Genomic DNA, 19704 nt, shown 5'->3' on the forward strand with positions numbered 1-19704 from the left:
CGTTCCCCGGTGTCCACCTAGAGCAGCTCGTCGAGCCCCTGCTCGTGGAGCAGACCCACCATGTCCTTGACCTGCTGCGCGCGAGCGCGCGTCGTCACGAGGACCACGTCGGGGGTGTCGACCACGACGACGTCGTCGAGCCCGAGCACGGCGACAGTGCGATCCCCCGGGACGACGACCGAGCCCGCACTCTCCAGCCGCACCACGGACGAGGTGTCGCCGAGCACCTTGGAGCCGGCACCGTCGTCGGACGGCAGCAGTGCGGCCAGGGAGTTGAAGTCCCCGACGTCGTCCCACCCGAAGGTGCCCGGGACGACGCCGACCCCGCCGAGCGCCGCGACCGGCTCCGCCACGGCGTGGTCGATGGCGATGCGCTCGAGACCGGGCCACACGGCGTCGAGCACTGCGTCACGCTCGGGCGTGTCCCAGGCGGCGGCGATCGTGCGCAGCCCGTCGTGGAGCGCGGGCCGCTGCTCCGCCAGGTGGCCGAGGAGCACGCTCGTCCGCGCGACGAAGATCCCGGCGTTCCACCGATACTCCCCCGAGGAGAGGTACTCGCGTGCCGTCGCGGCATCGGGCTTTTCAGTAAAGCCCCGGACATTCCGGGCGGACGGCGCCGCAGCCACGCCGAGCGGTGTCCCCGACCGGATGTACCCGAACGCCGTCGACGGCCGCGACGCGGCGATGCCGATCGTGGCCACGTACCCGTCACGGGCCGCGGCGACCGCCTCGTGCACCGCGTCGTCGAACGCCTCACGCCCCGAGATCACCTGGTCCGCCGCGAAGGACCCGAGCACGACGTCGCCGTGCCGCTCGGCGAGGACGGCGGCCGCGAGGCCGATCGCCGCCATCGAGTCCCGGGGCGACGGCTCGGCGAGGATCTGGTCGGAGGCGAGCCCCGGCAGCTGCTCGCGAGCCGCCGGGACGTGGGCGGTACCGGTGACCAGGACGATCCCCTCGTCACCGGCGAGCGGAGCCAACCGGTCGACCGTCGCCTGCAGGAGCGTGCGACCGCTCCCGGTCAGGTCGAGGAGGAACTTGGGCGTCTGCCGACGGGAGAGCGGCCAGAGCCGCGTCCCTGCGCCGCCCGCAGGCACCACGGCGTAGAAGTCCTCGATCGGCCCCGCTGCTTGTCCCATGCGTCGATCATAGTGACGACGCGGACGTGGCGTCCGTCACATATTGAGACGAACGCCCGTCAGAATCGGGGGCCGCGGCTCTACGTCCACAACTTATTCACTACAGTGGTCCGGAGAACGGACAACTCCTGACGCGTCCACGCGCTCCGACGTCGGACCGCGACCCGCCAGGACGCGTCGCCATCGGATCCGTCACAGGAGGCCAGACCGTGCCAAGTGCACCCGCTGGCACGCTGTACCGCGGCCACGAAGGAATGTGGTCCTGGGTCGCGCATCGCGTGACTGGCGTGCTGATCTTCTTTTTCCTACTCGTGCACGTGCTCGACACGGCACTGGTCCGCGTCTCGCCCGAGGCGTACAACGCCGTGATCGGCACGTACCAGACACCCATCATGGGGCTCGGCGAGGCCGGTCTCGTCGCCGCGATCGTCTACCACGCCTTCAACGGCATCCGCATCATCCTGGTCGACTTCTGGGCCAAGGGTCCGAAGTACCAGCGGGTCATGCTGTGGGTCGTCGTCGGCGGGACCGTCGTCACCATGGCCGGGTTCCTGCCCCGCCACCTGATGAACGTCTTCGGAGGTGGGCACTGATGGCCACGACCGCTCTCGCCGCACCGCGTTCGCCCTACGCCCGCCAGAAGATCACGCGGTCGAACTTCGAGCTCTACAGCTGGATGTTCATGCGCGTCTCTGGCGTCATCCTCATCGCTCTCATCTTCGCCCACCTCTTCGTCAACCTCATGGTCGGAGAGGGCGTGAAGGCCATCGACTTCGGCTTCGTCGCCGGCAAGTGGGCGAGCCCCTTCTGGCAGATCTGGGACCTGCTGATGCTGTGGCTCGCGATGATCCACGGGACCAACGGTGTGCGCACGATCATCAACGACTACGCGGAGCGCGACGGCACCCGCCTGGTGCTCAAGCTCCTCCTCTACGTGGCGTTCACGATCGTCGTCGTCCTCGGCACCCTCGTGATCTTCACCTTCGACCCCTGCCCCGCCGACGCTCCAGCCGAGTTGCTCGCGTCGTTCTGCACGGCCTGACGCCGCGACAGTTCCCACTCACCCGGAGGAGGCATCGTCCCCGATGCAGACCCACCAGTACGACGTCGTCATCGTCGGTGCCGGAGGTGCCGGCATGCGCGCGGCGCTCGAGGCGTCCGGCGAGGTCCGGACAGCCGTCATCACCAAGCTCTACCCCACGCGTTCGCACACCGGCGCCGCCCAGGGCGGCATGTGCGCCGCCCTCGCGAACGTCGAGGAGGACAACTGGGAGTGGCACACGTTTGACACCGTCAAGGGCGGCGACTACCTCGTCGACCAGGACGCGGCCGAGATCATGGCCAAGGAGGCGATCGACGCGATCATCGACCTCGAGCACATGGGCCTGCCGTTCAACCGCACCCCCGAGGGTCGCATCGACCAGCGCCGGTTCGGCGGGCACACCCGCAACCACGGCGAGGCGGCCGTGCGTCGCTCGTGCTACGCGGCGGACCGCACCGGGCACATGATCCTGCAGACGCTCTACCAGAACTGCGTCAAGCAGGACGTCGAGTTCTTCAACGAGTTCTACGTGCTCGACCTGATCACAGACCACGACCTGTCGACCGAGGACATGGCCGACGGGGCCGAGGTCAACGCGACCGGCGTCGTCGCCTACGACCTCGCCACCGGCGAGATCCACGTGTTCCAGGCCAAGGCGATCATCTTCGCCACGGGCGGCGCGGGCAAGATCTTCAAGACCACCTCGAACGCCCACACGCTGACCGGTGACGGCATGGCGCTCGCGCTGCGTCGCGGGTTCCCGCTCGAGGACATGGAGTTCTTCCAGTTCCACCCGACAGGCCTTGCCGGTCTCGGCATCCTGCTCTCCGAGGCCGCACGAGGCGAGGGCGGGATCCTCCGCAACTCGGACGGCGAACGCTTCATGGAGCGGTACGCACCGACGATCAAGGACCTGGCACCGCGCGACATCGTCGCCCGGTCGATGGCGAACGAGGTCCGCGAGGGACGCGGCTGCGGCCCGAACAAGGACTACGTGCTGCTCGACCTCACGCACCTCGAGCCGTCGCACATCGACGCCAAGCTCCCGGACATCACCGAGTTCGCACGGACCTACCTCGGCATCGAGCCCTACACGGACCCGATCCCGGTGTACCCGACGGCGCACTACGCCATGGGTGGCATCCCGACGAACGTCGAGGGCGAGGTCCTGCGCGACTCGCACAACGTCGTCAAGGGCCTCTTCGCGGCCGGCGAGGTCGCCTGCGTGTCGGTCCACGGCTCCAACCGCCTGGGCACCAACTCGCTGCTCGACATCAACGTCTTCGGCAAGCGCGCCGGCCGGAGCGCCGCCGCCTACTCGAAGACGGCGTCGTTCCACGACCTGCCGGCCGACGCCGCGGACCGGACGATCGCCCAGCTCGACGAGATGCGCGACCGCCCCGAGGGCGAGCGCGTTGCCGAGGTGCGCAAGGCCCTCCAGGAGACGATGGACGCGAACGCTCAGGTGTTCCGCACCAAGGAGTCGCTCGACCAGGCGCTGGCCGACATCCGTGAGCTCCAGGCCCGGTACAAGAACGTCTCGGTCCAGGACAAGGGCCAGATGTTCAACACCGACCTCCTCGAGGCCCTCGAGCTCGGGTTCCTCCTGGACCTCGCCGAGATCACCGTCGTCGCCGCGATCAACCGCAAGGAGTCGCGCGGTGGCCACTACCGCGAGGACTTCCCCGATCGCGACGACACGAACTACATGTTGCACACCATGACGTACCGCCGTCCGGCGACGGCGGGCGACACCGTGGACGGGACGGTCGAGAACTACTTCGACCACGTCGAGGAGTTCGGGGACTACAAGATCGTCCTCGGATCCAAGTCGGTCACCCAGACGCGGTACGAGCCGATGGAGCGGAAGTACTGATGACTGCGACCCTGGACACCACCGCAGAGGCCGAGAACAAGCCGGCCGCCGGCGAGATCCCGTCCTTCGACGTCACGCTGAAGATCCAGCGCTTCTCCCCCGAGGTCGGGCCCGACCCCTGGTGGGACGAGTTCACCATCACGGTCCACGGGACCGACCGGGTGCTCGACGCGCTCCACAAGATCAAGTGGGAGGACGACGGGACGCTCTCGTTCCGGCGCTCCTGCGCGCACGGCGTGTGCGGATCCGACGCGATGCGCATCAACGGTCGCAACCGCCTGGCGTGCAAGACGCTCCTCAAGGACGTCAACCCCGACAAGCCGATCATCGTGGAGCCGATCAAGGGCCTGCCGGTCCTCAAGGACCTGATCGTGGACATGGAGCCGTTCTTCGCCTCCTACCGCGAGATCATGCCGTTCTTCATCAACAAGGGGAACGAGCCGTCCAAGGAGCACCTGCAGTCGTCCGAGGAGCGCGAGCGCTTCGACGACACGACCAAGTGCATCCTCTGCGCGGCGTGCACGAGCTCGTGCCCCGTGTTCTGGACCGACGGGCAGTACTTCGGCCCCGCGGCGATCGTCAACGCCCACCGGTTCATCTTCGACAGCCGGGACGACGGCGCCACGCAGCGTCTGGAGATCCTCAACGACAAGGAGGGCGTGTGGCGCTGCCGCACGACCTTCAACTGCACCGAGGCCTGCCCGCGCGGCATCGAGGTCACCAAGGCCATCCAGGAGGTCAAGCGGGCGATGATCACCCGCGCCTTCTGATCCACGCACGGTCCGACGGCGCCGCTCACCTCCGGGTGGGCGGCGCCGTCGTTCGTCCTCGGGGTGACTAGTGGTACTCGCCCGGCCGGGTCTCCGGCCGTAGCGCCTCGCCGCGGCGCACGAGCCGACGCGGGCGCGGTCGCAGACCGCGCCGGACACCCCGGACCAGCGGGCTCCAGGGATATCCGTAGCCCTGCCCGGCCCGGATCTCTCGCTCACGGTCGACACGCTCGCGCAGCGTCTCGACAGGCTCGGGGTGCGGCTCCACGTACGCCGGGTCGGCCATCCAGGCCGCGACGAGCAGCAGCACGCGCGAGACGAAGTTGACCAGCAGGAGCAGCGTGACCACGACGGCCACCGATGCCAGCAGCGCGTTCTTGTCGGCACCACCCGCGACGACGCTGGTCCCGAGTGCGCGCAGCGCACCGAACGCGACCCCGGCGACGACCGCACCGATCCAGAGATCACGACCACGGGGGCGCGCCCCGGCGACCACGACGACGACGCCGACGACGACGACCGTGTCGATCACCAGGGAAGCGAGCAGACCCCCGGCGGTGACGAGGAACGACCCCGCGTCACCGAGGGACAGAAGGTCCTGGGTGAGCCACTCCCCCAGCTGGACCGCCACGACGCTGACGGCCGTCGACAGCCCGACGCCGATGCCCAGGCCGACGAACCCGACCAGGGACCAGACCTTCGACATGACGAAGGACTGCCCGACCTCGGACAGCCCGAACTGGGCCCGCACCCCGCGGCGCAGCGCCGTCATGAACGAGATCGCCGTCCACAGCAGCACTCCGGCGGAGAGGAGGGTCGGCCAGAGCGAGCCGGAGAGGATCAGGTCGTCGATGCTGACGATCCCCGACGTCGTGTCGGTCGTGATCAGACCGGGGATGAACTCGTTGATCTGCGCGACGACGTCGTCCTCGAGCTCGCTGTTGCTGCCGAGAACCCGCGAGAAGACCGTGAAGACGATAGCCAGGGCGGCGAAGATGGAGAACAGGGCGGAGTAGGCGATCCCACCGCAGAGCAGCGCCCCGCGGGTGGCTCCGTACCGCTGGAAGGTCCGTCCCGGCCGACTGTGGGCCCAGAGGTCTGCGAGCTGCTTTCCCTTGGTCGCCACGACACCGACGGTTCCGGAGGGGGGCGACGTCGACGAGTGGGCCATGCTCAGACCCTAGTCAGCCGGTCCGTACCTCGCCCGTGAGGGAGAACCTGCGTGTCGGACGCCACACGGAGTCGTCACCGTGGAGGTAGAGCACGATCTCGGCGACGTCGAACGTCGCGTCGAAGCCCGCCATCTCGTCGAAGGCCTGGTCGAGCGCCGCGTCGTCCAGGTCGTGCGCGACCGTCACGTGCGGGTGGTAGTTGAACCGTAGCTCCTGGTGCAGCAGCCCGGACCGCACGTGGGACTCCAGCGCCTCGCACTCCACGATCCCCTCGACCACCTGGACGAAGACGACGGGCGAGACCGGGCGAAACGTCGCAGAGCCGCGCAGGTGGAGCCGGAAGGGTGTGTGCTGGGCGGCGACGTCGGCCAGGTGCGTGTGGACGTGGTCGACGTCGACCTCGTCGACGACGGTCGGGCCGAGCAGCGTCACGTGGGGCGGGATCGCGTCGGCGTACGCGTCCCCGAACCGGGCACGGGCCTCCTGCAGCTGGGCGCCGTACGGAGCGGGTACCTCGACAGCGACGCCGATGCGCCGCTGCCCCGGACCACGCTCCGGGATGTTCACCGCACGGACCCCGCGGCCGGCACCAGACCGATACGGTCGTAGACTCGGTCGACGGTGTCCTGGGCGATGCCACGAGCCTTCTCTGCGCCGCGGGCGAGCACGGCGTCGAGTTCGGCCGGGTCGTCCAGGTACTCGGCGGCCAGTGCCTGGAACGGGGTCAGCACGTCGACCACCACGTCCGCGAGGTCGACCTTGAGGTGCCCGTAGCCCTTGCCCTCGTAGTCCGCGACGATCGAGTCGACGTCCCGGCCCGTGAGCACCGAGTAGATCGACAGGAGGTTCGAGATGCCGGGCTTCTCGTCGCGGTCGAACCGGATCTCGCTGCCGGAGTCCGTGGCCGCGCCGCGGATCCGCTTCGCGATCTGCTTGGGATCGTCGAGGAGGCCGATCAGGCCCTTCGGGCTCGCCGCCGACTTGCTCATCTTGGACGTCGGGTCCTGCAGGTCGTAGACCTTGGCCGACGACCTGACGATGTGCGGCTCGGGCACCACGACCGTGTCCTCGCCGAACCGCGCGTTCAGCCGTTCGGCCAGGTTCCGCGTGAGCTCGAGGTGCTGACGCTGGTCCTCGCCGACCGGCACGAGGGCGGTGTCGTAGAGCAGGATGTCGGCCGCCATCAGCATGGGGTAGGTCAGCAGCCCCACCGACGTGCTGTCCGACCCGCGCTTGGCGCTCTTGTCCTTGAACTGCGTCATCCGCATCGCCTCGCCGATACCGGTCTGGCACTCCAGGACCCAGGCGAGCTGGGTGTGCTGCGGGACGTGCGACTGGACGAAGAGGGCAGAACGCTCGGGGTCGACGCCGCCGGCGAGGTACTGAGCGGCCGTGCGTCGTGTCCGCTCACGCAGCCTGGCGGGCTCGGGAGTCACCGTCAGCGCGTGGAGGTCCACGACGCAGTAGAGGGCGTCGTAGGAGTCCTGCAGGGCTACCCACTGCCGGAGCGCGCCGATGTAGTTGCCGAGGTGCAGCGAGTCGTCGGTCGGTTGCATTCCCGACAAGATTCGCGGACTGGCGCTGTCCAAGCGTGACACGGGCATGTTTCTCATTCTGTCAGAAAGTCGATGGGCAACGGTAGACGACTCAGGTCGCCTCGTCGTCGTACGGCGCGGGGCCCTGCAGCTCCGCGGACGGCCCGCCGCCCAGTGCCGTGGCCCCGGCGACGGCGGCCGCACCGGCCGCTCCCGGCCCCGCACCTGGCCGCGGCGACCGGGGTACCTCGACGTCGTCGGAGAGCGCCTCGCGCACGATCCGACGCGGGTCGTACTGACGGGGGTCGAGCTTGGACCAGTCGACATCGCCGAACTCGTCGCCGAGCTCCGAGTCGACGCGCTCCCGGGCCGTCGAGAGATAGCTCCGTCCGCGACGGGCGAGCGAACCCAGCTGTTCGGCATACCGAGGCAGCCGCTCCGGCCCGATGACGACGACCGCGAGCAGCGCCAGGAGCAGGAACTCGCTTCCGTTGATGCCGAAGAACACCCGACGAGCCTACTCGCTCACGGCCTCGTCGAGGACGACGACGACGTCGCTCTCCTCGTCGCCGGACCTGACCTGCAGGGTCACCTCGTCGCCCGGGGCCTTGGCCCGGATGGCGACGACGAGCTCGTCGGTCCGCGTCACGGGCCGGCCGTCGATCGCGAGGATGACGTCCCCGGGCTCGATGCCGGCGTCGTCGGCGGGCCCGTCGGGGACCACCGCCTCCTGGTCCTCGAGCGGGTCGCTGACGACCTGGACGCCCTCGCCCGAGTACCGCTCGTCCAGGAGCACACCGATGACGGGGTAGGTGGCGGAGCCGGTCTCGATCAGCTCCTCGGCGGTCCGCCGCGCCTGGTTCGACGGGATCGCGAATCCCAGGCCGATGCTGCCGGTCGCCTGGAGCGCTCCCGGGGGCTGTGCGATCGCCGAGTTGATCCCGACGACCTCCCCTGCACCGTTGACGAGCGGCCCCCCCGAGTTCCCCGGGTTGATGGCCGCGTCGGTCTGGATGGCGTCGATGAACGCCGTGTCCGTCTGCCCGGCGGCCACGGGCCGGTGAAGGGCGCTCACGATCCCCGTCGTCACGGTTCCTTCGAGCCCGAGCGGCGCGCCGACCGCGACCACCGGGTCACCGACCACGACCTCGTCGGAGTCACCGAGGACGAGCGGGGTCAGGTCCGTCGCGTTGATCTTCACGACCGCGAGGTCGTAGTCCGATGTCCGACCCACGACCTGGGCGGGAAGCTCGCTGCCGTCGGTCATCAGGACCGTGACCGCATCGTCACCGCTCGCGTCCGCGACGACATGGTTGTTCGTCAGGATGTACCCGTCGGCCCGGATGACGACGCCTGACCCGGTCGACACCCCGTCGTCCCCGACGACCTCGAGCGAGACCACGGAGTCGATCGCCTCGGCCGCGATCGTCGCGATCGCGCCCGCCGGCTGCGTCGCGGCGGACGACTCCGGGAGAGCAGCGTCGACCGGACGGTACATCCCGACCTCGGCCGCGATGCGGTTCGCCGCCACCCCTCCGACGGCACCGGCGACCAGGGCGAGCACCGCGATGCCGGCGGTCATGCCCACCGAGACGCGCCGGGCACGCGGACGCGGCCAGTCGGAGGTCGGCCGTGACGCGGGCGCGGCGAGAGCGTACGGGCCCGGCCCGTACGCAGCACCGGCGGTGCTCCCCGGGCCGACGGTCGCCGGCCCGTGACCCTCCCCGGCGTCGTACGGCGCCGCAGGGACGGGCCAGAGGGGTTCAGGGGCCGCGCCAGGCTCGTTCACGGGCGTGGCGGCGGGCTCCGCCGTCGGCGGAGCGAAGGCGCCGGCGGGACGGGCCGGGGTCGGCGTGACCTCCGGGGCTCCGGGGTCCTGCGAGCCGTCGGTGGCGTCGGGGTCCTGTCCGGTCATGGGCTGGGGCGCTTCTCCTGTCGGGTTCGGCGTGGGCGACGAGGGTCGGGCGTCACGTCCCCCGCATGGTAGTCGTCGGAGCCGGAGCGCCGCACGGGGATGTCCCCGGCTCCCCGGTACGATCGCGGCAGAGCCACGCCGGCTCACCGTCTGCTTCGTGCCGGAGCGGGTGCCCCCAGCAGGACTGAGAACGGGAGAACGCGATGAGCGACATCGGCCGCCCGACCGTCAAGGCCTCGAGCTGGATGTACTGCGAGGACTTCGTCGCCGAGGACGAGGTGCTGCTGCGCGCACGCGAGCAGGCCGCGGAGCTCGGCTGCACGGCGGTCAGCCCCGGAACGGGCGCCGCGCTCGCCGCGCTCGTGGCCGCGCTGCGTGCCAAGGCCGTCGTCGAGGTCGGCACCGGCACCGGCGTCGCCGCGCTCTGGATGCTCCGCGCCATGCCCGAGGACGGCGTGCTGACCACCATCGACGTCGAGGTCGAGCACCAGCGCGTCGCGAAGCAGTCGTTCGCCGAGGCGGGCCTGCGCCCCACGCGCGCCCGGACGATCCCGGGCCGAGCGCGCGACGTCCTGCCCCGCCTGACCGACGGCGCGTACGACCTGGTGCTCGTCGGCGCCGACAAGCCGAGCTACCCCGACTACGTCGAGCAGGGCATCCGCCTCCTGCGCCCGGGTGGGACGCTGGCGATCGCGAGCGCGCTGGCCGGGGACCGCGTCGCCGACCCCGCACGACGCGACGAGGTGACCACGATCGTGCGGGAGGTCGGCCGTCGACTGCGCGAGGACGACCGGGTGGTGCCGGCGATGCTCCCCACCGGAGACGGACTGCTCCTCGCCGTCCGGCGCTGACCGACGGCTGACCACCCCACGGACAGGTCGAGCTACGGCCTCGGGAGCGACTCGAGCGAGCGCAGCAGCAGCCGGGCTCCGAACCCGGTCGGCCCCTCGGGGATCTCGTGCCGCGCCTTGCTCGACCGCGCAGGTCCGGCGATGTCGAGATGCACCCACGGTCGACCGTCGGTGAACTGCTGCAGGAAGAGCGCTGCCGTGATGGCACCGCCGCCGGGCGGGTCCTGCGGGACGTGGCGCAGGTCTGCCACGGTCGACCGGATCGCCGGGGCGTACTCGTCGACGAGCGGCATCCGCCAGACGGGTTCCCCGACCTGCTCCCCGGAGCTCTCGAACGACGCGGCCAGAGCGTCCTCGGTCGTGAAGAGCGCCCCGTGGTGCGCGCCCAGCCCCATCGAGGCGGCGCCGGTGAGGGTGGCCACGTCGACAAGGACGTCCGGGTCCAGGGTCGCCGACGCCCACGCGAGCGCGTCCGCGAGGACCAGCCGCCCCTCGGCGTCGGTGTTGGCGATCTCGACCGTGGTCCCGTTCCACATCCGCAGGACGTCGCCGGGCCGGTAGGACGAGGCGCCGAAGTGGTTCTCCGCGAGAGGCAGGACCGCCGTGACCTTCTCGGCGAGTCCGCTCCGCGCGGCCGCCAGGACCGTCGCGAGCGCCACGGCGGCACCGGCCATGTCGGTCTTCATCGGGATCATCGACATGCGCGGCTTGATCGACAGGCCGCCGGTGTCGAAGGTGATGCCCTTGCCGACCACGACCACGTGCCGGGACCAGTTGTCCGGCTCCCACGAGACTCGGACGAGCCGCGGCGCTGACTGGCTCCCCTGCCCGACGGCGAGGATCCCGCCGAACCCCTGGGCCTCGAGCTGGTCCTCGTCGAGGACCTCGACGTCGAGCCCGGCCTCGACGGCCAGCGCCTCGGCACGGGCGGCGAGCCAGGCGGGGGTCTTGACGGAGGAGGGGGTCGCGGCAAGGTCGCGCACGAGCCAGGTGGCGGCGACCTCGTCCCGCACTGCGGCGATGACGGGTTCGACGTCCTCCCCGAGCAGCACGAGCTGCTGAGCACCTCCGAGGGTGCGCTCACCCTCGGGGTGAGCGCCGCCGAAGCGGGGGCTCCGGTACGCCGCGAGGAGATATCCCTCGACGTAGGCACGGGTCGCATCGGCACCGGCGCCCTGGGTGGCGGCGGACACGACACGGTCGAGCCCGTCGATCTCGCGAGCCAGCGCGGCTCCTGCACGGCGCATCGCGGTCGGCGAGCTGTCACCGATTCCGACGAGCACGATGCGGGAGGGCAGCCCTGCCCACGGCAGCGTCGTGGTCGAGCCGGCGTGGACGCGGGGGAGCTCGCAGGTCACCACCTCGCCGGCGCGGCCGACGAACCGGCTTCCGCCGGAGCGGTCCGCGAGGTCCGCGAGGTCGACGCCGTACCGCGTCGTGGCGTCGACGGCGCCGGCGCGCGGCTGCGGGCCGTCCTCGACCTCTGGCGCGGGGGCGACGGCGACGACGAGAGCGTCGACCTCCTCGTCGGTGAGGAAGGCGCAGCTCAGCACGGTCCCCTCGGCCGCGACGACGTCGGGCAGGACGCCGTCCGCGACCGAGGTGGAGCGGTCCAGCGGGATGTCAGGCACGCAAGCGCCTCAGCTCACGACGCCCTGGAGGGCCTCGGCGAGCTCGCTCGCCTCCGTGGCGTTCAGCTCCACCACAAGGCGGCCGCCACCCTCGAGCGGGACGCGCATGACAATGCCACGCCCTTCCTTGGTGGCCTCGAGCGGTCCATCACCCGTCCGCGGCTTCATCGCAGCCATGTGGGGGCTCTCCATTTCTGTTGTGCCTCGGGTCGATCACCACGCCAGCCCAGGAACTCCCGAGCATCGGAGGTGCGCACCCAAGTCTAGTTCACCGGACCCCCACCTCGTCACGTCCAAACCGTCACGAATCCCTCAGGGCGGCCAGCCGGACGGCGGCACGAGTTGCCAGAGGCTGGAGATCCACCAGAACTGCCCCAGGATCCCCGCGAGGACGACGACCGCGAGCCAGACCCGCGAGCGCGTCCATGCGACGACGAGGACGAAGAGCGGAAAGGCCAGGAGCAGGAACCGGACCAGGCTGGTCCCCGGTTCGAGGACGAGGACGAGATAGGCGAGGTAGGCGCCGAGCCACGACCGCAGCTCGGGACCCAGTCGCGCGGCGGGCCACAGGACGACGGCTGCGACGACGGCGAGCAGCACGACGAGGAGCCACGGCCCCGGACCGCCGAAGAGCCAGTCGGCGACCAGGAACCAGGGCCGCAGGGGGACGACCTCACCCGTCCCCCGCCAGGCCTCCTGGGTCAGGAAGTACGCGTCCGGCTCTCCCGTCGCCGCGGCGCACACCCACTGCCAGGCGAAGCCCGCGACCACCGTGGCCACGAGCAGCGCGGCCCACCGGGCGACGGCGCCGACGTCCCCGCGACGCGAGCCACGGCGTGCGCCCCACCACCGGTACCCGTGCACCGCGCCGTGCCAGAGCACGACGCACGCGAGCGGGAGAGCGACGGGCCGCGCGAACCCGAGCGCGAGGACGACGGGGACCGCCGTCAGGTACCGGCCGCGCACCAGCAGCAGGAGCGCCGTCGTGACGAGCAGGAGTGCGAGGGACTCGCTGTACCCCACCTGCATGACGGGAGCGGAGACGAAGGTCGAGGTCACCGCGACGGCGGCCAGCGGCAACCCCGGTCGGCCGCGCACGAGGCCGGGGCAGGCTGCGAGGACGAGCCGGTACAGCACGAGTATCGCCCCGGCACCGAGCAGCAACGAGACCGTCGGGGCGGCGACGACCCAGTCGAGGCCCGTGACCGTCATGACGGCGCGAACGAGGGCCGGGTACAACGGGTAGAAGGCCCACGCGTTCTGCTGGACGGCGCCGTCCTCGCCGCGCGGCAGGGTCGAGGGGTACCCGCTCTCGGCGATCTGGTGGTACCAGTTCGCGTCCCACATCCCGCCGGTGAACTCGGCGTACGACGGCGCGGCGTCCGTCCAGAGCGTGGCCGCCTGCTGCTGGGCGACGGCGAGGAGAAGTACCGCGCTCATGGCACGTGCGCCGCCGTAGACGACGAGCACCCGCGCCCACCACGGCAGCCTCACGTCAGCCCGCGCAGCACCCGCGCCGGCGCGCTGTCCTCCCGGACGACTGCGACCATGTCCAGGACGCGGCGGGTCGCGGGCACGTCGTGCGCGCGGAAGACCCGGGCACCCATCCAGGCGGCGACCGCGGTGGCGGCGAGGGTGCCCTCCAGCCGGTCCTCGGCGTCGAGGCCCAGGCTCTCCCCGATGAAGTCCTTGCGCGAGAGCGCCATCAGGAGCGGGTACCCGAGGTCGGCGAGCGCGTCCGTGCGGCGCAGCAGGTGCAGCGAGTGCCAGGTGTTCTTCCCGAAGTCGTGCGTCGGGTCCACGAGCACCGAGGCGGCCGGGACCCCGCACTCGACCGCTCGTGCGGCGGCCCGTCCCAGGTGCCGTATCACGTCGACGAGGACGCCGTCCCGTGGCTCGCTGCCCGCGGGCGCGTCGTCGGGCAGCGGGTAGGCGACGCGGTGGGGGTCCGTGCGCGGAGTGGCTCCGCCGGTGTGCGAGCACACAACACCCACGCCGTGCCGGCCGGCAACCTCGACCAGCCGCGGGTCGTGACCCGCCCAGGTGTCGTTGACGAGGTCCGCACCGGCGACAGCCGCGGCGTGGGCGACCTGGGACCTCCACGTGTCGACGCTCACCAGCACGTCGGGGATCTCGCGGCGGAGGAGCTCGACGAACGGCACGACCCGGTCGATCTCCTCGTCAGTGCTGATCTCGCGTCCGACCCCCGCGCGCACCCCGCCGACGTCGACGATCGCGGCACCGTCCTCGGCAGCCCGCTCGGCGGCCGCGAGCGCCACCGTGTCGTCGAGGTGGCGCGCCGCCGCGTAGAACGAGTCGTCGGTCCGGTTGACGATCGCCATCACGACCGGGGCGGCGCCGAGGTCCCGCCCGCGCAGCACGAGCCGGGCGGAGGGCGGCGGGACGCTCACGCGGACGCGTCGTCCGCGCTGGCCGCCGCCTCGTGGGCGGCCTCCGCGGCCTCCTCGACGGCCGCGATCTCCTCGGCGCGCAGCTCGGCGCCGCGGTCGCAGACGTAGCGGACAGCCTCCTCCGCGGTGTCGACGAGGTGGAGCAGCTCGAGGTCGTGCTCGTTGATCATGCCGCGCGGCAGGACGACGTCGCGGGCCCAGTCGAGCAGCCCGCCCCAGTAGTCGCGTCCGACCAGGGCGATCGGGAACTCGGTGACTTTGTGGGTCTGGACGAGCGTGAGCGACTCGAAGAGCTCGTCGAACGTGCCGAACCCGCCGGGGAGGACGATGAAGCCCTGGGCGTACTTGACGAACATCGTCTTGCGGGCGAAGAAGTACCGGAAGTTGACGCCGAGGTTGACGTGCTCGTTCATCCCCTGCTCGAACGGCAGCTCGATGCCGAGCCCGACCGAGAGCCCCCCGGCCTCGGAGGCACCCTTGTTGGCGGCCTCCATGATCCCGGGGCCGCCACCGGTCAGGACGGCGTACCCCTCCTCGGCGAGGCGCGCCCCGACGTCGTGCGCGAGGGCGTAGTCGGGGTGGTCGGCGCGTGTGCGCGCGGACCCGAAGACGGAGACGGCCGGCCCGACCTCCGCGAGCGCCCCGAACCCTTCGACGAACTCGCTCTGGATCCGCATCACCCGCCACGGGTCGGAGTGGACCCAGTCGGCGCTCCCCGCGGTGTCGAGGAGCCGTGCGTCGGTCGTCAGGTGGGGGATCTGCGGGCCGCGCAGGAGCACAGGCCCCTTGCGGTAGCCGGAACCTGTCTGGGGCAGTCCTTCGTCGCTCATGGCACGAGCCTAGGCGTCGGCGGGGGCACCGGTCAGCCAGGCGCGCAGGGCGGCGTGGCACGTGCGGACGTCGGAAACGGGGCAGTGCTCGTCGTCCTTGTGCGCGAGCAGCGGATCGCCCGGACCAAAGTTCACGGCGGGGACGCCAAGTGTTGAGAAGCGAGCCACGTCCGTCCACCCCTGCTTCGCCGCGGGCTCGACCCCCGTCAACCTCTCCACGGCGGCTGCGAAGTCCTGCGCCAGGGGCGCGTCGAGCCCGGGGCGGGCGCCTGGCGCGGCGTCCGTGACGACGACGTCGAAGCCGTCGAAGAGCTCACGGGTGTGGCTGATCGCCTCGTCGAGGGCCTTGTCCGGCGCGAACCGGTAGTTCACGGTGACCGTGCACCGGTCCGGGACGACGTTGCCGGCGATGCCGCCCGAGATGCGGACGGCGCTCATCCCCTCGCGGTACACGAGGCCCTCGACGTCGACCTCACGGGCCTCGTAGGCGTCCAGGCGCGCGAGGACCTCGGCGGCGGCGTGGATGGCGTTCGTGCCCATCCACGGGCGGCCCGAGTGGGCCGCCACGCCGGTGGTCGTCACCTCGACCCGCAGTGTGCCCTTGCAGCCGCCCTCGATGCCGGCGTTCGTCGCCTCGCCGAGGATGGCGAAGTCCCCGTGGAGGAGCTCCGGGTGGTGGCGCACGAGCCGTCCGAGACCGTTGAGCTCCGCCTCGACCTCCTCGTGGTCGTAGAACACCCAGGTGACGTCGACGACGGGGTCGGTCAGCTCGACGGCGAGCGCCAGCTGGACCGTCAGACCGCCCTTCATGTCGACGGTGCCACGCCCCCACAGCACCGCGTCCTCCCCCTCGCCCTCCATACGCGTCGGAAGGTTCGGCGGGTCGGTCAGCGGGACGGTGTCCAGGTGCCCGGCGACGACGACGCGGTGCGGCCTGCCGAGGTGCGTCCGGGCGACGATCGCGTCGCCGTCGCGCAGGACCTCCAGGTGCGCGCAACCACGCAGCACGCGCTCGACCGCGTCGGCGAGCGCCGTCTCGTCACCACTGACGGACGGCGCGTCGCAGACCGCCCGCCACAGGTCGATCAGGTCGCCGGTCGCGTCGAGCTCCACGGTGTCGGGGTGCGATGAGTCCATGCCCCGGACCCTACCCGGCGGCCTCTCGCACACGACTACGCTGTCCGGCATGACCTCTCCCGCCACGCAGACCTCTGCCACCGACCGCACCGCCTGGGCGGACGGCATCGCCACCGTGACCGACGACGGCACCGTCCTCGACGTCTGGTACCCGTCCCCCGCCCTCGGCCAGGCCCCGGAGGGTTCGCCCACGGGCGCCGTCGCCGAGCTCGCCGGGTCCGACCCCGCTCGAGGGGTCACCCTCACGCCCGTCCGGACCGTCGTCGACCTGGACGCCGCGCCGTCCGACGCCGCCGACGCCTACCTGCGCCTGCACCTGCTCTCGCACCGGCTCGTCCAGCCGCACGGTGTGAACCTCGACGGTGTCTTCGGCACGCTCACCAACGTCGTGTGGACGGACCGCGGCCCGTGCGCCGTCGAGGGGTTCGAGGAGACCCGGATGCGCCTGCGTGCGGCGACGGGAGCCCCCGTGACGGTCTACGGCATCGACAAGTTCCCCCGGATGGTCGACTACGTCGTCCCGTCGGGCGTCCGGATCGGTGACGCCGACCGGGTCCGGCTCGGCGCCCACCTGGCCGCCGGCACGACGGTGATGCACGAGGGCTTCGTCAACTTCAACGCGGGCACGCTCGGGACGTCGATGGTCGAGGGGCGGATCTCGGCCGGCGTCGTCGTGGGCGACGGGTCCGACATCGGCGGCGGGGCCTCGATCATGGGGACGCTCTCCGGGGGTGGCAAGGAGGTCGTCTCGATCGGCCGCCGCTCGCTCCTCGGCGCCAACGCCGGCATCGCGATCCCTCTCGGTGACGACTGCGTCGTGGAGGCCGGGCTGTACGTGACGGCCGGTACCAAGGTGACGGTCCTGACCGGCGGCGAGCCCCAGGTCGTCAAGGCCCGCGAGCTCAAGGGCATGAACAACCTGCTGTTCCGCCGCAACTCGATCTCCGGAGGCGTCGAGGTCGTCCCGCGCGCCGGCACCGGCGTCGAGCTCAACGCGGCGCTGCACGCGAACTGATGCCCGGGTTCGGCCGTGTCGCGGCGACGGCGGTCGCCGTGGGGGCGCTCGCCATGGTGGCCGTCGTCGCCGCGCTGAACCGCCTCGACGCCGGCGACCCGGTCGCCGACCGCTGCTCGGCGACGGCCGAGGGGACGAGCTGGAACCTCTCCCCCGTCCAGACGGACAACGCCGCGCTCATCGGCATCACCGCCGTCGAGCGCGGCCTGCCGGCACGGGCCGCGACGATCGGGATCGCGACCGGTCTGCAGGAGTCCAAGCTCGTCAACATCGACTACGGCGACCGCGACTCCCTGGGTCTCTTCCAGCAACGCCCCTCCCAGGGGTGGGGCAGCGAGGCGGAGATCCTCGATCCCGTCTACTCGACCAACGCGTTCTACGACGTCCTCGAGACGATCGACGGGTACGAGACGCTCGACGTGACCGACGCCGCGCAACGCGTGCAGCGGTCGGCGTTCCCGCTCGCGTACGCCCAGCACGAGACACGTTCCCGCGCATGGGCGTCGGCGCTCAGCGGATACTCCGAGGCTGCGCTGACGTGCGAGCTGGCGGCGGTGGAGAACCCGACGGGCGAGACCACGGCGCTCGTCGAGCGGATCGACCGGGATCTCGGCGACGCGCCGCGCGAGGTCGACGGCGACACCGTGACGGTCGACACCGAGGGGTTCGGCGGGACGACGGCACGTGACCGCGTCAGGACGTCCTGGGCGGTCGCCCAGTGGGCGGTCGCGACGGCGCAGGACACCGACGCCGACGCGGTGACCGTCGACGGGCACCGCTGGACGAGGTCGTCGCCGACGTGGGAGGAGATCGACGGCGGCCCCGCCCCCGGTCAGGTCGAGATCCGGGTCGCACCCGCACCGCACGAGTAGGAGCGACCGAGCCGCACGGAGACCGAAGCGCCCGCCACCACCCCTCGCAGGGGTGGTGGCGGGCGCTTCGTGGTTCGTCGCGTCAGCGGCGCGCGGAGAGGTCCACGTAGTCGCGCTCGGTCGCGCCGGTGTACACCTGGCGCGGGCGGCCGATCTTGGTGGCGGGGTCGAGCATCATCTCGCGCCACTGCGCGATCCACCCGGGCATGCGGCCCAGCGCGAACAGCGGCGTGAACATCGCCGGCTTGAAGCCCATGGCCTTGTAGATCAGGCCGGTGTAGAAGTCGACGTTCGGGTACAGCTTGCGCTCGATGAAGTACTCGTCGTTGAGCGCGATCTCCTCGAGACGCCGGGCGATCGAGAGCAGCTCGTCGTTCTTGCCGAGGCTCTCGAGCACGGCGTCCGCGCTCTTCTTGACGATCGCCGCACGCGGGTCGTAGCTCTTGTAGACCCGGTGGCCGAAGCCCATGAGGCGGACGCCGTCCTCCTTGTTCTTGACCTTCGTCATGAACGTGTCGACGTCGAAGTCGCTGCCCTGGATGTCGGTGAGCATCGCGAGCACGGCCTCGTTCGCGCCTCCGTGCAGCGGCCCGGAGAGGGCGTTGACGCCGGCGGCGACGGACGCGTAGAGGTTCGCGTTCGACGAGCCGACGACCCGCACGGTCGACGTCGAGCAGTTCTGCTCGTGGTCGGCGTGCAGGATCAGGAGCTTGTCGAGGGCGTCGACGACGACCGGGTCGGCCTCGTACTCCTGGTACGGGCGGGCGAAGGTCATCCGCAGGAAGTCGTCCACGTAGCCGCGCGAGTAGTCGGGGTAGAGCAGGGGCTCGCCCGCCGCCCGACGGTGCAGGTAGGACGTGATCGTGCGCGTCTTCGCGAGGAGCAGGACCGTCGCCAGCTCGACCGTCTCGGGGTCGTGCGGGTCGAGGGACTCGGGGTAGAAGGTCGGCAGCGCGTTGATCGCGGACGACAGCACCGCCATCGGGTGCCCGTCGCGCGGGAACGTCCCCATGAACGTGCGGAAGTCCTCGTGCACGAACGTGTGGCGGTTGACCCGCTCGACGAACGCCTCGAGGGTCGCCGGGTCGGGGAGCTCGCCGTGGATCAGGAGGTAGGCGACCTCGAGGAACGTGGACTTCTCGGCCAGCTGGTCGATCGGGTAACCGCGGTAGCGCAGGATGCCCTGGTCGCCGTCGATGTAGGTGACCGCGGACTCGCACGAGGCCGTGTTCGTGAACCCGGGGTCGAGCGTGACCATGCCGGTGTTCTTCATGAGGCTCGAGACGACGATGCCGTCGTTCCCCTCCGTGGCCGGCACGACGGGGAGGTCGTGCGACTCTCCTCCGGCGACCAGCTGGACGCTCGCGTTTGACGTAGCCATGGTGTCCTTCCTCCAGCCCCCGCGGGGCACATCGTCGTTCCGCGGCTCGGAGTGCGCGTGTCACATTCCGTGCGGTCCCGAGCGGGCGCAGGTCCGCGTGGACCGCACTGCCCGGGTCGAAGGTATC

General features: G+C 71.2%; 20 protein-coding genes. 7 read left to right on the top strand and 13 right to left on the bottom strand.

Annotation, left to right across the window (positions count from 1 at the left end; genetic code table 11):
* Positions 1 to 17: 17 nt before the first annotated feature.
* Complete coding sequence (locus BLU20_RS11005) at positions 18 to 1139, bottom strand: mannose-1-phosphate guanylyltransferase (protein WP_029252388.1); 1122 nt, start codon at positions 1137 to 1139, stop codon at positions 18 to 20.
* Between the two features lie 209 nt (positions 1140 to 1348).
* Here BLU20_RS11005 and sdhC point away from each other — a divergent pair, with 209 nt between their 5' ends.
* The 4 genes from sdhC to BLU20_RS11025 are packed head-to-tail and all read left to right on the top strand — an operon-like array spanning position 1349 to position 4827.
* Complete coding sequence (sdhC, locus tag BLU20_RS11010; protein ID WP_083372537.1) at positions 1349 to 1732, top strand: succinate dehydrogenase, cytochrome b556 subunit; 384 nt, start codon at positions 1349 to 1351, stop codon at positions 1730 to 1732.
* Positions 1732 to 2181 (top strand): succinate dehydrogenase, hydrophobic membrane anchor protein, encoded by a 450-nt coding sequence (gene sdhD, locus BLU20_RS11015; RefSeq protein WP_029252386.1) that lies wholly within the window; start codon positions 1732 to 1734, stop codon positions 2179 to 2181. Before sdhC ends, sdhD begins: the two co-directional genes overlap by 1 nt.
* Positions 2182 to 2224: 43 nt before the next feature.
* Positions 2225 to 4057: a succinate dehydrogenase flavoprotein subunit gene (gene sdhA / locus BLU20_RS11020; RefSeq protein ID WP_029252385.1), complete on the top strand. Its 1833-nt coding sequence runs from the start codon at positions 2225 to 2227 to the stop codon at positions 4055 to 4057.
* Complete coding sequence (locus BLU20_RS11025; protein ID WP_029252384.1) at positions 4057 to 4827, top strand: succinate dehydrogenase iron-sulfur subunit; 771 nt, start codon at positions 4057 to 4059, stop codon at positions 4825 to 4827. The genes sdhA and BLU20_RS11025 overlap by 1 nt, the downstream gene beginning before the upstream one ends.
* 67 nt (positions 4828 to 4894) lie before the next feature.
* Here the strand turns inward: BLU20_RS11025 and BLU20_RS11030 are convergent, their stop codons facing one another.
* The 5 genes from BLU20_RS11030 to BLU20_RS11050 are packed head-to-tail and all read right to left on the bottom strand — an operon-like array spanning position 4895 to position 9449.
* Complete coding sequence (locus BLU20_RS11030; RefSeq protein WP_083372538.1) at positions 4895 to 5998, bottom strand: YihY/virulence factor BrkB family protein; 1104 nt, start codon at positions 5996 to 5998, stop codon at positions 4895 to 4897.
* A gap of 13 nt (positions 5999 to 6011) precedes the next feature.
* A complete protein-coding gene (locus BLU20_RS11035) occupies positions 6012 to 6566 on the bottom strand; it encodes a 2'-5' RNA ligase family protein (RefSeq protein ID WP_083372539.1) in 555 nt (184 codons plus the stop codon).
* Entirely contained in the window at positions 6563 to 7603 is a 1041-nt protein-coding gene (gene trpS / locus BLU20_RS11040) for a tryptophan--tRNA ligase (protein WP_029252381.1), read from the bottom strand. The genes BLU20_RS11035 and trpS overlap by 4 nt, the downstream gene beginning before the upstream one ends.
* Before the next feature lie 43 nt (positions 7604 to 7646).
* Positions 7647 to 8042, bottom strand: a complete 396-nt coding sequence (locus BLU20_RS11045; protein ID WP_029252380.1) for a Sec-independent protein translocase family protein — start codon at positions 8040 to 8042, stop codon at positions 7647 to 7649.
* A gap of 9 nt (positions 8043 to 8051) precedes the next feature.
* Positions 8052 to 9449, bottom strand: coding sequence for a S1C family serine protease (locus tag BLU20_RS11050; protein ID WP_083372540.1), 1398 nt, complete (start codon positions 9447 to 9449; stop codon positions 8052 to 8054).
* A 203-nt stretch (positions 9450 to 9652) separates the two neighbouring features.
* Between BLU20_RS11050 and BLU20_RS11055 the strand changes: the two genes are divergently transcribed.
* Positions 9653 to 10300, top strand: a complete 648-nt coding sequence (locus BLU20_RS11055; RefSeq protein ID WP_083372541.1) for an O-methyltransferase — start codon at positions 9653 to 9655, stop codon at positions 10298 to 10300.
* Positions 10301 to 10332: 32 nt separating this feature from the next.
* Here BLU20_RS11055 and BLU20_RS11060 read toward each other — a convergent pair whose 3' ends face one another.
* From BLU20_RS11060 to dapE, 6 genes are all read right to left on the bottom strand, one after another.
* Entirely contained in the window at positions 10333 to 11931 is a 1599-nt protein-coding gene (locus BLU20_RS11060) for a leucyl aminopeptidase family protein (protein ID WP_231959202.1), read from the bottom strand.
* Positions 11932 to 11940: 9 nt separating this feature from the next.
* Positions 11941 to 12108, bottom strand: coding sequence for a DUF3117 domain-containing protein (locus BLU20_RS11065; RefSeq protein ID WP_081829658.1), 168 nt, complete (start codon positions 12106 to 12108; stop codon positions 11941 to 11943).
* A 135-nt stretch (positions 12109 to 12243) separates the two neighbouring features.
* Positions 12244 to 13425 (bottom strand): hypothetical protein, encoded by a 1182-nt coding sequence (locus tag BLU20_RS11070; RefSeq protein ID WP_083372542.1) that lies wholly within the window; start codon positions 13423 to 13425, stop codon positions 12244 to 12246.
* The gene (gene folP, locus BLU20_RS11075; protein ID WP_231959203.1) at positions 13422 to 14342 is read right to left on the bottom strand and encodes a dihydropteroate synthase; all 921 of its coding nucleotides are present in this window, start codon (positions 14340 to 14342) and stop codon (positions 13422 to 13424) included. Before folP ends, BLU20_RS11070 begins: the two co-directional genes overlap by 4 nt.
* Entirely contained in the window at positions 14339 to 15172 is an 834-nt protein-coding gene (locus tag BLU20_RS11080) for an LOG family protein (protein WP_029252374.1), read from the bottom strand. Before BLU20_RS11080 ends, folP begins: the two co-directional genes overlap by 4 nt.
* A gap of 9 nt (positions 15173 to 15181) precedes the next feature.
* Positions 15182 to 16309, bottom strand: coding sequence for a succinyl-diaminopimelate desuccinylase (dapE, locus tag BLU20_RS11085; RefSeq protein ID WP_083372543.1), 1128 nt, complete (start codon positions 16307 to 16309; stop codon positions 15182 to 15184).
* 49 nt (positions 16310 to 16358) lie between these two features.
* Here dapE and dapD point away from each other — a divergent pair, with 49 nt between their 5' ends.
* A complete protein-coding gene (gene dapD, locus BLU20_RS11090; RefSeq protein WP_083372544.1) occupies positions 16359 to 17324 on the top strand; it encodes a 2,3,4,5-tetrahydropyridine-2,6-dicarboxylate N-succinyltransferase in 966 nt (321 codons plus the stop codon).
* A complete protein-coding gene (locus tag BLU20_RS11095) occupies positions 17324 to 18196 on the top strand; it encodes a hypothetical protein (RefSeq protein ID WP_083372545.1) in 873 nt (290 codons plus the stop codon). The genes dapD and BLU20_RS11095 overlap by 1 nt, the downstream gene beginning before the upstream one ends.
* An 82-nt stretch (positions 18197 to 18278) precedes the next feature.
* On the opposite strand, the gene BLU20_RS11100 is transcribed toward BLU20_RS11095, so the two are convergent.
* Positions 18279 to 19577, bottom strand: a complete 1299-nt coding sequence (locus tag BLU20_RS11100; protein ID WP_029252370.1) for a citrate synthase — start codon at positions 19575 to 19577, stop codon at positions 18279 to 18281.
* Between the last annotated feature and the right edge of the window lie 127 nt (positions 19578 to 19704).

Source organism: Paraoerskovia marina (assembly GCF_900105445.1).
In the GTDB taxonomy this organism is placed as follows: domain Bacteria; phylum Actinomycetota; class Actinomycetes; order Actinomycetales; family Cellulomonadaceae; genus Paraoerskovia; species Paraoerskovia marina.

Excerpts from the sequence above, each read along its gene's own strand:
- BLU20_RS11005 (WP_029252388.1), bottom strand. The coding sequence starts at position 1,139 with ATGGGACAAGCAGCGGGGCCGATCGAGGACTTCTACGCCGTGGTGCCT.
- sdhD (WP_029252386.1), top strand. The coding sequence starts at position 1,732 with ATGGCCACGACCGCTCTCGCCGCACCGCGTTCGCCCTACGCCCGCCAG.
- sdhA (WP_029252385.1), top strand. The coding sequence starts at position 2,225 with ATGCAGACCCACCAGTACGACGTCGTCATCGTCGGTGCCGGAGGTGCC.
- BLU20_RS11025 (WP_029252384.1), top strand. The coding sequence starts at position 4,057 with ATGACTGCGACCCTGGACACCACCGCAGAGGCCGAGAACAAGCCGGCC.
- BLU20_RS11030 (WP_083372538.1), bottom strand. The coding sequence starts at position 5,998 with ATGGCCCACTCGTCGACGTCGCCCCCCTCCGGAACCGTCGGTGTCGTG.
- trpS (WP_029252381.1), bottom strand. The coding sequence starts at position 7,603 with ATGCCCGTGTCACGCTTGGACAGCGCCAGTCCGCGAATCTTGTCGGGA.
- BLU20_RS11050 (WP_083372540.1), bottom strand. The coding sequence starts at position 9,449 with ATGACCGGACAGGACCCCGACGCCACCGACGGCTCGCAGGACCCCGGA.
- BLU20_RS11055 (WP_083372541.1), top strand. The coding sequence starts at position 9,653 with ATGAGCGACATCGGCCGCCCGACCGTCAAGGCCTCGAGCTGGATGTAC.
- BLU20_RS11065 (WP_081829658.1), bottom strand. The coding sequence starts at position 12,108 with ATGGCTGCGATGAAGCCGCGGACGGGTGATGGACCGCTCGAGGCCACC.
- BLU20_RS11080 (WP_029252374.1), bottom strand. The coding sequence starts at position 15,172 with ATGAGCGACGAAGGACTGCCCCAGACAGGTTCCGGCTACCGCAAGGGG.
- dapE (WP_083372543.1), bottom strand. The coding sequence starts at position 16,309 with ATGGACTCATCGCACCCCGACACCGTGGAGCTCGACGCGACCGGCGAC.
- dapD (WP_083372544.1), top strand. The coding sequence starts at position 16,359 with ATGACCTCTCCCGCCACGCAGACCTCTGCCACCGACCGCACCGCCTGG.
- BLU20_RS11095 (WP_083372545.1), top strand. The coding sequence starts at position 17,324 with ATGCCCGGGTTCGGCCGTGTCGCGGCGACGGCGGTCGCCGTGGGGGCG.
- BLU20_RS11100 (WP_029252370.1), bottom strand. The coding sequence starts at position 19,577 with ATGGCTACGTCAAACGCGAGCGTCCAGCTGGTCGCCGGAGGAGAGTCG.